The sequence below is a fragment of the Caulobacter sp. FW305-C-30-S16 genome (assembly GCF_058783025.1).
Genome location: NZ_JBYSYH010000001.1, coordinates 648,294 through 662,350 on the forward strand (window position 1 = coordinate 648,294; position 14,057 = coordinate 662,350).

Below are 14,057 nucleotides of genomic sequence, written 5' to 3' on the forward strand. Positions count from 1 at the left end.
GGCTAGGCCGCCATGCCGGCGATCTGCATCATTCCGCGCACCTTCTCGACGGCCTCGGGCGAGCGGCTGAGCTCGTCCCGAAGGTCGGGATTGCGCACCAGTTTCAGGGCTTCGCTGCGGGCGCGATCCGCCGCCGGGCCCAGCGGCGCCGCCTCGCCGACGGCCATCCGCAACAACAGTTGAAGCCGGTGTACGGCCGGCGCCGGCGCACGGGAAATCAGGGTCACGATCTTTCCGTCGGCCTCGATCAGGCCGCCGATCTCGCCGATCTTGGCCTGCACCGGCGCGGCGTCCTCGGTGACCAGCCCGGCCCTGAGGATGGACTTTTGCAGCACCGCCAGGCCCGCCATGCGGGTCGCGGGCGAGTCAGGGCCGTAGCGCTGCTCCTTCTCGAAGCGCAGCGCCGAGACATTGGCGGCCAGGTAGCGGGCGGCCTGGCGCTTGTTGGCGGCCCCGGTGACGTTTTCGGCCAGCCGGACCAGCGCCTCGACTTCCTCGCGCGCGGTCATGGAGTCGCCGAGAAGCGCCTCGACGAAGTCGCTGGTGACCAGCATGCGCGACCGGGCGGAGAAGGCCTCGTGGATGTCGTCCAGGCTCAGCACGCGGTCGCCGGCGGCGGTCAGCGCCATGGCCAGGGCGCGCAGCAGGTCGATTTCCGCGTCCGCATCGCCCGGCTTGAGACGGCGGGGGCCCGTCAGCTCCCGCAGCACCCTCTGGGCGATCGCCGTGCTGCAGCTTTCGAACACGGCCGCGGACAGCCAGGTCGCCAGGCGCGAGGCCGACTCGGGCAGGGCCGGCATGATACGGCCTACCTTGGCGTCCATGCCGATCAGGAGCTCGACGGACTCGCCGCCGGCGACGCGGGTCATGGCGGCGAGCTGGGCGCCGAGATCGAGGTCTCCGCCGAGCAGGTCGGCCAGGCCCGCACGCGATCCGAGGATTTCCGCCAGAGGCTGTTCCAGGACCTGCAGCGCCGCGGCGCGGGCCTGCGGCTCTGTCGGCGCGGCGTCGGCGAGGTCGAGCAGTCGCCCAACTTTCTCGCCCCAGGTCTTCGCCGGTGCGATCGCCGCGGCGACGCCCGCGCCCAGCAGGTAGGCGCGGTCCGGCTCGGCGACCAGCCGTTCGGCGGCGGCGGCGAAGCCCTCCTTGTCGAGGTTCGGCAGCAGGCCCCTGCGATGATCCTTCATCAACCGCTCGATGGCCCGTTCGGCCAGCTGCTGAAAGGACCGGATGATCTCGTGCACGCCCAGTCCGCGCGCCTGGGCCTCGGGGATGGCGACCTTCTGGATCGCGTGCTGCAGCTCGATGCCTGACGCCTCGAGCTTTTCCACCAGATCAGGACGGTGCAGCAGCTCGAACGGCGTCGCCTTGTTCCGCAGCAGCCAGTTGTCGAGCAGACGGCCGATCCGTTCGCGGGCGTGGCAGGTGTAGAGGTCCGACGGGCTGACGCAGAGCGGCTCGGAGTCCTCGCGGACCTTGCGGGTCCTGGCGCGCTCCGGCGCGCCTTTGCTGAGAATGGTCACCGAGCGGAACTCCCGGGTTTCCGGGTCGAGGGTCTCCTTGGTGACGCGCACGGCGGCGGCCCGGCCATCTTCCAGCGCATGTTCCGCTGTCTCGATGGCGCGCGCCCGATCTTCGGTCGCAATCTCCAGCGACCAGCCCGACCCGGGCTGGCGACGCACGAAGAGTTCGTAGTGGACCTGGCCTCGTTCCATATCCCCCATCTATGGGGGGAAGGCACTAAGGCCGCGTTTACGATGCGAATTCGCCCCAATGGGGCCATGCTGGCAGGTGATTGCCTTGCGCCGGGCCGGAACCCCGTTAGGTTTCAGGCCGCAAGACCCGTCAAGACGAAGGACTGAAATGGCCAACATCACCCTGGTGGACGACGACGAGAACATCGTCGCCTCCGTTTCACTGGCGCTTGAAAGCCATGGCCACACCGTGACGGCCTGCCATGACGGCGTCGCGGGCCTCGAGTCCCTGCAGAACAATCCGCCGGACCTGGCGATTCTCGACGTGAAGATGCCGCGCATGGACGGCATGGAGCTGCTGCGCCGGCTGCGCCAGACGTCCGAGATCCCGGTGATCATGCTGACGAGCAAGGACGAGGAGATCGACGAGATCCTCGGCTTCAACCTCGGCGCCGACGACTACATCCACAAGCCTTTCAGCCAGCGGCTGCTGCTGGAGCGGGTCAAGGCCGTGCTGCGTCGCGGCGGCATCGACGAGGCGATCAAGGCCGGCGGTCCGGTCGATACCGGCGCCAAGTCGATGAAGCGCGGCAAGCTGACCCTCGACCCCGAGCGTCACGACAGCCTCTGGGACGGCAAGCCTGTCCGCCTGACGGTTACCGAATTCCTGCTGCTGCAGAGCCTCGCCCAGCGGCCCGGTTTCGTGAAGAGCCGCGACAACCTGATGGACGCCGCCTACGACGATCAGGTCTATGTCGATGACCGCACCATCGACAGCCACATCAAGCGGATGCGCAAGAAGTTCCGCCAGGTCGATTCGACCTTCGATGCGATCGAGACCCTCTATGGCGTCGGATACCGCTACCGCGAGTCCTGAGACGGAGGCGCCCGCGCGCCGCCGCCTCTGGCCTCAAGGATCGCGCCTCGGGCGGCTGATCATCGCCCTCAACTTCCTCGGGCTGGCGATCCTGGTCATCGGCGCCCTGACGCTCAACGAGATGCGTCGGGGACTGGTCAACGCCCGGATCGAGAGCCTGATCACCCAGGGCGTCTGGGTCGCGCGGCTGATCGACGAGGCCGCTACCGTCGGCGAGCCCGAGCCGGCGCTCCAGCCCCAGCGCGCGGCCCAGCTGCTGCAGTTGCTGCATCTGCCGCGCAGCCAGCGCGTACGGCTGTTCGACAAGGACGGCCGACTGATCGCCGATTCCTACGACGTCGCGGACCGGGTCGACTGGAAGCCGCTGCCGCCGGCGCGCAAGCCTGGTCAGAAGCCGCCGGCCCCTGAACGAAATCCGACAGCCGAACGGGCCGCCAGGGCCCTGAAGACCGAACTGGACGCCGCCCTGCGCGGCGAACAGGTCAAGGGCCGGCGCATCGGCGAGGGTGGCGAGCAGCTGGTCTCCGTCTCCCTGCCGATCCGGCGCGTGCGGGCTGTGGTCGGCGTGCTGACGCTCGAAGCGGGCGATGTCGACGCGATCATCGCCGCCGAGCGGGCCGCCCTGATCCCCTTCGTCCTGATCGCCCTGGGCGTCACGAGCCTCTCCAGCTTCCTGATCTACGCCCTGGTGGCGCGGCCGGTGTTGCGGCTCGCGCGGGCGGCCGACCGGGTGCAGCAGGCGCGGGCGCGGTCCATCTCCATGCCCGACCTGGCCGCGCGTCCGGACGAGATCGGCGACCTGACCCGGTCGCTGGAACAGATGACCGACAGCCTGTCGGAGCGGATGGACGCCATCGAGCGTTTCGCCGCCGACGTGGCCCATGAAATCCGCAATCCCCTGACCTCGATCCGCTCGGCGGTCGAGACCCTCGATCTGGTCGGCGACGGCCCGGCGCGGGAGCGGCTGACCGGCATCCTCAAGCAGGACGTCGGCCGGCTGGACCGGCTGGTCACCGATATCGCCAACGCCTCGCGTCTGGACGCGGAACTGTCGCGCGACGAGCCCAGGCGAATCGACCTGGTCCGCCTGATCGGCGACATCGTGCAGGTCTACGGCGCCTCGCTCCGGCCCACCGAGCCGACCGTGCGGATCATCGGACCGGCGGAAGGAGAGGCCCTCGTGGTCGCCGGGCGCGAAGGACCGCTGGGCCAGGTGTTCCGCAACCTGATCGACAACGCCCGCTCGTTCAGCGCGCCGGGCGGCGAGGTGCGGGTCAACCTCTCCGGCACGCGCGGGCGCATCGCGGTGACCGTCGAGGACGACGGCCCCGGCATCCCGCCCGACAATCTCGAGACGATCTTCGAGCGGTTCTACACCTCCCGGCCCAAGGGCACGGCGTTTGGCGGCAATTCCGGCCTCGGCCTGTCCATCGCCCGGCAGATCATCGAGGCGCATGGCGGCGATATCCGCGCCGAGAACCGTCCCGGCCCTGACGGCGGCGTCGTCGGCGCGCGGTTCATCGTCCATCTGCCGGAACGCGGCGGATGATCCGGCACGCCGGCCTGGTGGCCCTGCCGCTGGCCGGCGGCTGGCGCGGCGTGCTGATCGAGGGGCCGTCGGGCGGGGGCAAGAGCGATCTGGCCCTGCGCGCGCTCGACGAGGGATTCCGGCTGGTGGCCGATGATCGGGTGATCGTCTGGTCCTCGGGCGGCCGGCTCTGGGGCCGGGCGCCCGAGGTGCTGTCCGGACTCCTGGAGAGCCGCGGCGTCGGCGTCCTGCCGCAGGCGGCCATCCCCTTCTGCCGAATCGACTTGGCGATTCGCTGCGAGGCCTCGCCCGAGGCCGTCGAGCGCTGCCCTGCGGACGAAACCCTCGAGCTCGTGGATCAGACGCTTCCGCTACGCGCCCTGTGGCCTTTTGATCTCGCCGCACCTGCGAAATTGCGCCGCAGCATCGAGCATCTTGGAGCCGCCCGTTAACGGGCGTATCTAGGCGCCTTCGCGGCAGGGCCGCGCCCATCGGGCAGGGGTTCCCGGTTTGACCGAGACAGGGTTTCAGGCTCGCGCATGATCGGCCTCGTGATCGTTACCCATGGCCGACTGGCGGAAGAGTTCGTCTTCGCCATGGAGCATGTTGTCGGCCCGCAGACGGCCGTGGCCGCGATCTGTATCGGCCCCGAAGACGATATGGAAAAGCGCCGCAAGGACATCCTCAAGGCCTGCGCCAATGTGGACAGCGGCGCCGGCGTGATCCTGCTGACCGACATGTTCGGCGGCACGCCGTCCAACCTGGCCATCAGCGTCATGGAGCAAACCCGCGCCGAGGTGATCGCCGGGCTGAACCTGCCGATGCTGATCAAGCTGGCGTCCCTGCGCACCCGCGAACCGCTCGAAGCCTGCGTCCATCACGCCCAGGAGGCCGGCCGCAAGTACATCTCCGTCGCCTCCTACGTGCTGGCCGGCGAGAAGTGAGCGAGCGCCGGACCGTCGAAATCGTCAATGAGCGCGGGCTGCACGCCCGCGCCTCGGCGAAGTTCGTCAAGCTGGCCTCGACCTTCGACGCCGAGGTGTCGGTGTCGCGCGACGGCTCCACCGTCGACGCCCGGTCGATCATGGGTCTGATGATGCTGGCCGCCGGCATCGGCTCGACCATCGAGATTTCCGCCGAGGGCGAAGAGGCGGCGCAGGCCGTGGCCGCGCTGTGCGAGCTGGTCGAGAACCGGTTCGACGAGGAGCGTTGATCCTCTTGCCTGCCCCGGCAGGGGGAGGTTAGGCGCTCGCGCCCATCGCCATCGGCTTCATCCCGAGATCCTTCAGCAGCAGGCTGTCCTCGTCCTGGCCCGGCAAGGGGGTGGTCAGCAGCTTGCCGCCGATGAAGATCGAGTTGGCGCCGGCGAGGAAGCAGAGGGCCTGGGTTTCGCGGCTCATGTCGTCGCGGCCGGCGGACAGGCGGACCATCGATTTGGGGCAGACCAGCCGCGCCACGGCGACGGTGCGGACGAACTCGATCGGATCGATCTCCCCGTCCCGCTTGACCTTGTCGCCCAGCGGCGTGCCGGCGATCGGCACCAGAGCGTTGACCGGCAGGCTGTCGGGGTGGACCGGCAGGGTGGCCAGCTGATGCAGGAAGCTGGCCCGGTCGCGGCGGCTTTCGCCCATGCCGACGATCCCGCCACAGCAGGTCGAGATGCCCGCGTCCCGCACGTGCTGCAGCGTATCCAGCCGGTCGTCGTAGGTCCGCGTGGTGACGACCTGCTCGTAGTACTCCGGCGAGGTGTCCAGGTTGTGGTTGTAGTAGTCGAGCCCGGCGTCCTTGAGCGCCACGGCCTGTTCGGCCTTGAGCATGCCGAGCGTGACGCAGGTCTCCAGACCCAGCGCCTTCACCCCGGTGATCATCTCGGCGACGCGCGGCAGGTCGCGGTCCTTCAGGTCGCGCCAGGCGGCGCCCATGCAGAACCGCTGCGCCCCGCCGGCCTGGGCGGCCTTCGCGGCGGCCAGGACCTCGTCGAGCTCCATCAGCTTCTCGGCCTTCAGCCCTGTCTTGAAGAAGGCCGACTGGCTGCAATAGCCGCAGTTCTCGGCGCAGCCGCCGGTCTTGACCGACAGCAGCTGCGACAGCTGCAGCTCGGTCGGATCGAACCACTGCCGGTGCACGGCGGCGGCCTGGAACACCAGCTCGGTGAACGGCAGCTCAAACAGCGCCTCCACCTCTTCGCGCGTCCAGTCATGGCGCGGCTGGGCGGGATCGGCGAAACGGACGGGCGCGTTCATGGCGTTCCTCAAGCTGGGCCAGCGGGCTCTACCAGCGACGGCGCAGCATGGCTACACCGGCGTTATGCGAGACGCTGCGGGTCCCGGCTCGTGCCTTCGGGCCGTCCGGGATGGCCGTTGCGACGCTAGGGTTGCTTGTAGACGACCCCGCCCTTCATCACGAAGGCGACCTGCTTGAGCACCGTGACGTCCGCCAGAGGGTCGCCGTCCACGGCGATCAGGTCGGCCTGCTTGCCGGGTTCGAGCGTCCCGATCTCGGCAGAGAGGCCGAGCAGGTCGGCGGCGTTGACGGTGGCCGCGACAATCGCGGCCATCGGGCTCATGCCGTACTTGACCATGGCCTCGAACTCGTCGGCGTTCCTGCCGTGCTTGGACACCCCGGCGTCAGTGCCGAAGGCGATCTTCACCCCGCGCGGATAGCAGAGCCGGATCGACTCGCCGGTGATCTTCAGCCGCCAGTCGATCTTGGCCCGCACCGCAGGACTGTAGGCGTTGGGGTCCTTCGCCAGCCGCTCGATGTAGCCGTTCACGGTCGACAGGGTCGGCACGTAGTAGGCGCCGGACTTGAGGAACAGCTTGATGATCTCCTCGTCCATGACGGTGCCGTGCTCGATGGAATCCGCGCCGTGTCGTAGGGCCAGCTTGATCCCGTCGGCGCCGTGAGCGTGGACGGCGACCTTCTTGCCGTAGAGGTGGGCGGTGGCGATCAGCGCCTCCGCCTCGTCGTCGAACATCTGGATGTTGATGCCCGAGCCGATGCGGCTGTTCACGCCGCCGGTGGTGGCGATCTTGATCAGGTCGACGCCGCGGCCGATCTGGCGGCGAACCGCCGTGCGGCAGGATTCCTGGCCGTCGCAGAGGTTCTCGCGCCCGAAGACCGGATAGAGGTCGTCCTTGAAGCCGAGCGCGTCGTCCATGTGGCCGCCCGTGGTGGAGATGGCCGACCCGGCGTCGAGAATGCGCGGGCCGGGCACGCGCCCCATGGCGACGGCGTCGCGCAGCGCCAGGGTCACCCCGTCGCTGTTGCCCAGGTTCCGCACCGTGGTGAAGCCGGCCATCAGGGTCTTGCGGGCGTTCCAGGCCGCCTCATAGGCAAAGGAGGCCGGGGAGTCGGTCAGGCCCGAGAGCTGGCCCTCGACGCCCGCGCGGTCACTGTCGAGATGCACATGGCTGTCGATCAGGCCGGGCAGAACGAATTTCGTCGACAGATCGATGACCCGCGCGCCGGGGACGTCGCTGGCCGGTACGAAGCCGTCGCGGACCGCCTCGACCTTGCCGTTGCGCAGGATCAGACTGGCGGTCTTGCGCGGCGCCTGCCCGGGCCGGTCCAGCAGGGTTCCGGCATGGATGATGATCACATCGCTCGAAGGCTGGCGGGCAGAGGCCGAAACCGCGGCCAGGCAGGCGGCGGCCAGCGCCGCGGCGAGAAATCCTCGTCTGATCATGTCGTCCCCCTTGAGTCGTCCCGAGTGCTCGACCCTAGAACCGCTCGCCGGCTTGCGCGACCCTCAACGAGACGCCACAGACACGGCATGAGCGCACCGGGCCGCGAGATCGAACTCAAGTTCCTGCTGGACCGGGCGGACATCGCCGCCCTGCTGGCGGCGCTGCCGGCGGGTGAAGCCGCCGTGAAGGCGATGCAGGCCGTCTACTACGACACGGCCGGCGATACCCTCCACCGGGCCGGCTTCGGGCTGCGCGTGCGTCGCACGGGTTTGTCGCGCATCCAGACCCTGAAATCGGCCGCCGGCGCGGATGGCGGACGCGATGAATGGGAATGGCCGGTCCCCTCGGACGAGCCTGATCTGCGGTTGTTGGCGGATACGCCGGCCCGGCTCCCGGCCGGAGCGCGGCTTGAGCCCCGGTTCACCGTCACGGTCAGCCGGGCGGTGCGGGTCGTGGCCGTTGGCGACGCGCGCATCGAGATCGCGCTCGATGACGGTGAGGTCGTGGCCGGCGCCCTTCAGGAGACGATCCTGGAGCTGGAGCTCGAGTTGCTGTCCGGCCCGCGGGACGCGCTCGATCAGCTCGCGTCCGACCTGCGATCGCGGGTGGCGCTGGTCCCCAGCAAGATCACCAAGGCCGAGCGAGGCTTCCGCCTCCTGTCCATGACATAAAGATATCTTTATGTGGGCGTTGCGGGATGCGCCGCCGGCGGCTATAGAGCGCACCATACCTTCATGGACAGGAGTCACCCGCGTGACCGAAAGCATCGTGCGCGACATCGCGCTGGCCGACTACGGCCGCAAGGAAATCGCTATCGCCGAGACCGAAATGCCCGGCCTGATGGCCTTGCGCTCGGAATTCGGCAAGGACCAGCCGCTGAAGGGCGCGCGGATCGCCGGCTCGCTGCACATGACCATCCAGACGGCCGTGCTGATCGAGACGCTGAAGGACCTCGGCGCCGACGTGCGCTGGGCCAGCTGCAACATCTTCTCGACCCAGGATCACGCCGCCGCCGCGATCGCCGCCACCGGCACGCCGGTGTTCGCGATCAAGGGCGAGACCCTCTATGAGTACTGGCAGTACACCCACAAGATCTTCGAATGGTCGGACGGCGGCTACCCGAACCTGATCCTCGATGACGGCGGCGACGCGACCCTGCTGACCGTGCTCGGCCCGCGCGCCGAGAAGGATCCCTCGATCCTCGACAATCCCGAGAACGAGGAAGAAGAAGCCCTCTACGCGGTTATGAAGACCTACCTGAAGGAGAAGCCCGGCTTCTATTCGGCGATCCGCGCCTCGATCACCGGCGTCTCGGAAGAGACCACCACGGGCGTCCACCGCCTGTACCAGCTGGCCGCCAAGGGCGAGCTTCCCTACCCGGCGATCAACGTCAACGACAGCGTGACCAAGTCCAAGTTCGACAACCTCTATGGCTGCCGCGAAAGCCTGGTCGACGCGATCCGTCGCGGCACCGACGTGATGCTGTCGGGCAAGGTCGCCGTGGTCTGCGGCTACGGCGACGTGGGCAAGGGCTCGGCCGCCTCGCTGCGCCAGGGCGGCGCGCGCGTGATCGTCACCGAAATCGACCCGATCTGCGCCCTGCAGGCGGCGATGGAAGGCTATGAAGTCCAGACCCTCGACGACGTCTGCGACAAGTCGGACATCTTCGTCACCGCCACCGGCAACAAGGACGTGATCACCGTCGACCACATGCGCCGCATGCGGAACAACGCGATCGTGTGCAACATCGGCCACTTCGACAGCGAGATCCAGGTCGCGGGCCTGAAGAACTTCAAGTGGGACGAGATCAAGCCGCAGGTCCACCACATCGAGTTTCCGGACGGCAAGAAGATCATCCTGCTGTCCGAAGGCCGCCTGGTGAACCTGGGCAACGCCACCGGCCACCCGAGCTTCGTGATGAGCGCCAGCTTCACCAACCAGACGCTGGCCCAGATCGAACTGTGGACCAACCTCAAGGCCTACGAGAACCAGGTCTACACCCTGCCCAAGCACCTCGACGAAAAGGTCGCGATGCTCCACCTGGGCAAGCTCGGCGCGAAGCTGACCGTGCTGCGCAAGGACCAGGCCGACTACATCGGCGTGCCCTCGGCCGGCCCGTTCAAGCCGGACCACTACCGGTACTAGGACGAGCAAACCTCCCCGCATCGCGGGGAGGGGGACCATCCGAAGGATGGTGGAGGGGTCTGCGCGGACGCGAGCGGCGAAATCCTGAATTCAGGTCTTTCCGGTCTGGCCCGCGCCGCCCCTCCACCGCCTCCGGCGGTCCCCCTCCCCAACTGCGTTGGAGAGGATGAGTGATGGGGCTACCCAACCCCGACCGCCTCGGCTAATCCCCTGCCATGCCCATGGCGCTCATCATGTCGAGCCACGTCGCGGGGAGTCGCGTCGGCGGCTCCGCACAGGCGCTCGCGCTTACCCAGTTCAAGATTGATCCGGTGGTCATCCCCACCGTGCTCTACGGCCGCCACCCCGGCTGGGGCGCCCCCGGCGGGGCGCAGGTGCCGATCGAGGCGTTCGAAGGCATGCTCGACGGGGTCGAGGCCAACGGCCTGTTCGGCATGACCGATCTGGTCCTGACCGGCTATTTCGCCAGCGTCGAACAGGTCAAGGCGGCCGCCCGGGCCATCGATGCAGTCAAGGCCGCGCCGCGCGACGGCGCCTTCGCCCGCAAGCCGATGATCGTCGTCGATCCGGTGATCGGCGATTCCGGCAAGGGCCTGTTCGTGCCCGCCGAAGTCGCTCAGGCCGTTATCGACCACCTCATTCCCAAGGCCGACCTGGTGGCGCCCAACAGCTGGGAGCTGCAGCGCATCACCGGCTCGGACGCCCGCAGCCCCGAGGCCGCCGTGCGCGCCGCCCGCCTGCTCGGCAAGGCCGTACTGGTGTCGTCCGTCATCCGGGGCGGGGAGATCGGCGTGGTCTACGCCGACAAGCGAGAGGCCTGGCTGGCTGCGCACCAGAAGGCCGGCGAGACGGTGCCCAGCGGCACCGGCGACCTGCTGACCGCCCTGTTCGCCGCCGCCCTGCTGGAAGGCCAGACGCCGTCCTATGGCCTCGCCCGCGCCGTCGGCGGGCTCGCCGAAACCATCGCCTCGGCCGGCATCTGGGCCTCGCCTGAGCTGCCGATCGTCGCCATGGGCGCCCGCATCAAACAGGCCAGCCCGACCGTCCGCATCGAGAGACTGGCCTGATGACCGAGATCCACGGCGTCTGTGAACCCCGCTTCGCCGCCGTCCGCGACGCCTTCGCGGCCAACTTCGCCGAAGACAAGGAACTGGGCGCCCGGTTCGCCTTCTCGGTCGAGGGCGAGATCGTCGTCGATCTGTGGGCCGGCTGGGCCGACAAGAAGCGCACCGTGCCGTTCGACGCCCGCACCCTGACGCCGGTTTATTCGACGACCAAGGCGGTGGCCGCGACAATGATCGCCCGGCTGGTCGAGCAGGGCCGCCTCCGCTGGGACCAGCCCGTCGCCGAGGTCTGGCCGGAGTTCGCCGCCGAGGGCAAGGGCGCGGTCACGGTCGAGCAACTGATTTCGCACCAGGCGGGCCTGCCCGGCTTCGTCGAGCCGATCGATCCGACCCTCTGGTATGATCCCCCGGTCATCGCCGCGATGCTGGCCGCCAAGGCCCCGATGTGGCCCGTCGGTTCGGCCAGCGGCTACCACGCCCTGACCATCGGTTATCTGGTCGGCGAACTGTTCCGCCGGGTCGACGGGCGCACGCTCGGAACCGCCCTGCGCGAGGATATCGCCGTCCCGGCCGGGCTCGACCTGTGGATCGGCCTGCCCGACAGCGAGCACGACCGTTGCGCCGAGCTCAAGCCGCCCAGCGCCCTGCCGCAGTTCGGCGAGACCACCGACCCGAAGATCGCCGCCTTCCTGTCGCCCTGGGCCGCGCCGAGTGGACGCGGGTCGGCCGACTGGCGCCGGGTGGAGATTCCTTCGGCGAACGGGCACACCACGGCCGAGGCCCTGGCCCGGTTCATGGGCGCGCTGGCGACCGACGGCCAGCTGGACGGGGTGCATATCCTGTCGCCGGACTCTGTCCGTGCGGCCAGCCGCGAACGCATTCGCGGTCAGGATCTGGTCCTGCCGTTCGAGCTCAGCTGGGCCGCAGGCTTCATGCGCAATGTCCCGAACCACTTCTTCGGTCCGACGGACACGACGATCGGCCACTCCGGCTGGGGCGGCAGCTGCGCCTTCGCCGATCCGGACCGTGGCGTCGCCGGGGCCTATGTGATGAACCGCCAGGACGTGCACCTGATCGGCGACCCCCGCTCGATGCGCCTGATCGAGGCGGCTTACGGCAGCCTGTAGAAGGGGACATGTACCGAAGGTACGTGTTCCCTAGACCCTTGGAAGCTCGATTGGGGGACACGTACCGAAGGCGGTACATGTCCCCTCAGGTCGCGGCCAGCGCCGCCGCCAGCTGCTCCTCCTGCCGCGTGAACCCCGAACGGCCCTTGTTGGCCTTCAGCGAGCGCGCCTCGCCGGTGATCACATAGGTGACGTATCGGCCGGACTTCGGATCGACCCAAAGGCCCGAGGTGAGGCCGTAGGCGTCGCCCGGGTGGCCGATCCAGCCTGCGCAGCCGTCGAACAGGCGGTCGCCCGCCGCCCCGGTCAGGGTCTGGCAGGCGAGGCCATAGGCGAGGATCGATCCTCCATAGGCGTCGCCGTTCGGCCGCTTGTCGTCGTAGCGCCATACCGGCGTTGTCATCTGCGCCAGCGTCCCGGGCTTCAGGATTGACCCGCCGCCCAGCGCGATCAGGGCGGCGATGCGGCCGAGGTCCGCCGCGCTCGCCCGCAACCCGCCCTGGGGCGAGAAGACGAAGCCGTTTTCACCGGGCCGGTAGCTGTCCAGGGACCGGTCGCCGGCGTCCGGCGACCGGGGATGCGAGACGGCCGGCGCGGCGGGCGCGGTCTCGTCCAGCTGCGCGATCCAGGGACCGGCGGGATCGTAGGGGCCCTCGTCCGACGCCGCCTTGCGGTACAGGGTCCCGGCCCGATCGCGGCCGGCCTGGCTGACGCCGCTCCAGTTGTAGCCGCAGTCGAGGCCGAGCGGCCGGAACAGCCGGTCGGTCATGAACCGGTCGAACCGCTGGCCGCTGACCCGTTCGATGATCTGGGCGATGACCGCGACGTTCACGTCGGCATAGGCGAACCAGTCGCCGGGCGGTTCATTCGCGGGGCCGAACCAGGCGCCGTCGTCCCACTGCGCCCCGCCGGCCGAAAGGGCTGCGCTGAGCGGGCGTCCAAAACCCACGGGATAGCTCGGTCCGTTGCGCAGACCGGCGGTGTGCGAGAGCAGCCGCCTGGGCGTGACCCGCTCGGCCGGAAACAGCGGATGACGCAGCCGGAAGCCGAGAATCTCGCCGGCGTCGTCATCCAGTCCGACTCGTCCGGCCTCGACCAGCGTCATGAACCCGAGTGTCGCGACCAGCTTGGAGATCGAGGCGATGCGCACCGGCGTGTCGACGGTCATGGCCCGTCCGGCGGCGATGTTCGCCAGCCCGTCGGCGCGGGCGAGGGCCGGGCGGTCGCGCCGCGCCGGTCCCGCAACACCCGCCCAGGCCGGAACCGCCCGCCCCGGGTCGCCGCCGCCGTCCAGCAGCGTTGCGAGCGGATCGGTCGCCCCGGCCGTCATCGCCGTGGCCGCGCCGCTGGTCAGAACCGTGCGTCTTGTCATCATGCCCCGACCCTATCCGGTCCTGTCCCCGCGCCAAATGCGGCCAGGACGATCAACCTTCCGCCAAGCGCGCCAGCACCCGGCCGCTCCCGGTGGCCAGCGGCGCGAGCTGCGGCCAGGCCGCAGCCGACAGGGAGATCCAGCTGCGCCGCTTGCCGATCCTGCCCGGCGCGTCCTCTTCCACGACCCTTTGTGGCCTGCCGGGAGGATAGAGCTCGTACTCCTCCCAGACCTGCTCGGCGAAACCGGTGAAGACCGGCCGGCCGTCGATCTCGGCCACAACCTTCACCCAGCCCGATACATGCGGCGTCAGGGATATTACGCCGCTCACGCCCAGGCTTTCGAAGGCGACCCGCGCGCCGTTTCGCGAACAGGAGATCGGCGTCAGGCGCAAAGGCCGGTCGCCGGCGCTTTCGATGATCCAGTCGGGGTCGCAACGGGCGGTGCTGTCGAAGTCGAGCGCCAGGCCATAGGCGCCATTGGCGGGCGTCTCCTGCCCGCCGGACAGGCTGTTGAAGAAGTCGGGGGCGAAGCAGGGCGGCTGGTCCATGGCGCGCCCAG

The 14,057-nt window shown here is 69.2% G+C and carries 14 protein-coding genes; 9 read left to right on the forward strand and 5 right to left on the reverse strand.

Annotation, left to right across the window (positions count from 1 at the left end; genetic code table 11):
- Positions 1-2 precede the first annotated feature (2 nt).
- Positions 3-1,715: a hypothetical protein gene (locus AC3WJT_RS03125; protein WP_492341600.1), complete on the reverse strand. Its 1,713-nt coding sequence runs from the start codon at positions 1,713-1,715 to the stop codon at positions 3-5.
- A 148-nt stretch (positions 1,716-1,863) separates the two neighbouring features.
- On the opposite strand from AC3WJT_RS03125, the gene chvI reads away from it, so the two are divergent.
- The 5 genes from chvI to AC3WJT_RS03150 all read left to right on the forward strand — a co-directional run bounded on the left by chvI (position 1,864) and on the right by AC3WJT_RS03150 (position 5,312).
- Positions 1,864-2,571, forward strand: a complete 708-nt coding sequence (gene chvI, locus AC3WJT_RS03130) for a two-component response regulator ChvI (protein ID WP_492341601.1) — start codon at positions 1,864-1,866, stop codon at positions 2,569-2,571.
- Complete coding sequence (gene chvG, locus AC3WJT_RS03135; RefSeq protein ID WP_492341602.1) at positions 2,540-4,120, forward strand: two-component sensor histidine kinase ChvG; 1,581 nt, start codon at positions 2,540-2,542, stop codon at positions 4,118-4,120. Before chvI ends, chvG begins: the two co-directional genes overlap by 32 nt.
- Positions 4,117-4,551 carry an HPr kinase/phosphorylase gene (locus AC3WJT_RS03140; RefSeq protein ID WP_492341603.1) on the forward strand — a complete coding sequence of 145 codons (435 nt, stop codon included), beginning with the start codon at positions 4,117-4,119 and terminating at the stop codon, positions 4,549-4,551. Before chvG ends, AC3WJT_RS03140 begins: the two co-directional genes overlap by 4 nt.
- 87 nt (positions 4,552-4,638) lie before the next feature.
- The gene (locus AC3WJT_RS03145) at positions 4,639-5,043 is read left to right on the forward strand and encodes a PTS sugar transporter subunit IIA (RefSeq protein ID WP_492341604.1); all 405 of its coding nucleotides are present in this window, start codon (positions 4,639-4,641) and stop codon (positions 5,041-5,043) included.
- Positions 5,040-5,312, forward strand: coding sequence for an HPr family phosphocarrier protein (locus AC3WJT_RS03150; RefSeq protein WP_492341605.1), 273 nt, complete (start codon positions 5,040-5,042; stop codon positions 5,310-5,312). Before AC3WJT_RS03145 ends, AC3WJT_RS03150 begins: the two co-directional genes overlap by 4 nt.
- Positions 5,313-5,340: 28 nt before the next feature.
- Here AC3WJT_RS03150 and bioB read toward each other — a convergent pair whose 3' ends face one another.
- Both bioB and AC3WJT_RS03160 read right to left on the reverse strand, forming a co-directional pair.
- Complete coding sequence (gene bioB, locus AC3WJT_RS03155) at positions 5,341-6,342, reverse strand: biotin synthase BioB (RefSeq protein WP_492341606.1); 1,002 nt, start codon at positions 6,340-6,342, stop codon at positions 5,341-5,343.
- A gap of 125 nt (positions 6,343-6,467) precedes the next feature.
- Positions 6,468-7,787, reverse strand: coding sequence for a metal-dependent hydrolase family protein (locus AC3WJT_RS03160; protein ID WP_492341607.1), 1,320 nt, complete (start codon positions 7,785-7,787; stop codon positions 6,468-6,470).
- Between the two features lie 87 nt (positions 7,788-7,874).
- Here AC3WJT_RS03160 and AC3WJT_RS03165 point away from each other — a divergent pair, with 87 nt between their 5' ends.
- The 4 genes from AC3WJT_RS03165 to AC3WJT_RS03180 all read left to right on the forward strand — a co-directional run bounded on the left by AC3WJT_RS03165 (position 7,875) and on the right by AC3WJT_RS03180 (position 12,124).
- Entirely contained in the window at positions 7,875-8,459 is a 585-nt protein-coding gene (locus AC3WJT_RS03165; RefSeq protein ID WP_492341608.1) for a CYTH domain-containing protein, read from the forward strand.
- Positions 8,460-8,541: 82 nt separating this feature from the next.
- Positions 8,542-9,933 carry an adenosylhomocysteinase gene (gene ahcY, locus AC3WJT_RS03170; RefSeq protein ID WP_492341609.1) on the forward strand — a complete coding sequence of 464 codons (1,392 nt, stop codon included), beginning with the start codon at positions 8,542-8,544 and terminating at the stop codon, positions 9,931-9,933.
- A gap of 215 nt (positions 9,934-10,148) precedes the next feature.
- Positions 10,149-11,000, forward strand: coding sequence for a PfkB family carbohydrate kinase (locus AC3WJT_RS03175; protein ID WP_492341610.1), 852 nt, complete (start codon positions 10,149-10,151; stop codon positions 10,998-11,000).
- Positions 11,000-12,124: a serine hydrolase domain-containing protein gene (locus tag AC3WJT_RS03180; RefSeq protein WP_492341611.1), complete on the forward strand. Its 1,125-nt coding sequence runs from the start codon at positions 11,000-11,002 to the stop codon at positions 12,122-12,124. Before AC3WJT_RS03175 ends, AC3WJT_RS03180 begins: the two co-directional genes overlap by 1 nt.
- A gap of 85 nt (positions 12,125-12,209) precedes the next feature.
- Here the strand turns inward: AC3WJT_RS03180 and AC3WJT_RS03185 are convergent, their stop codons facing one another.
- Both AC3WJT_RS03185 and AC3WJT_RS03190 read right to left on the reverse strand, forming a co-directional pair.
- Positions 12,210-13,499, reverse strand: a complete 1,290-nt coding sequence (locus AC3WJT_RS03185; protein WP_492341612.1) for a serine hydrolase domain-containing protein — start codon at positions 13,497-13,499, stop codon at positions 12,210-12,212.
- Positions 13,500-13,548: 49 nt separating this feature from the next.
- Positions 13,549-14,046, reverse strand: coding sequence for a hypothetical protein (locus AC3WJT_RS03190; RefSeq protein WP_492341613.1), 498 nt, complete (start codon positions 14,044-14,046; stop codon positions 13,549-13,551).
- Positions 14,047-14,057: the final 11 nt, after the last annotated feature.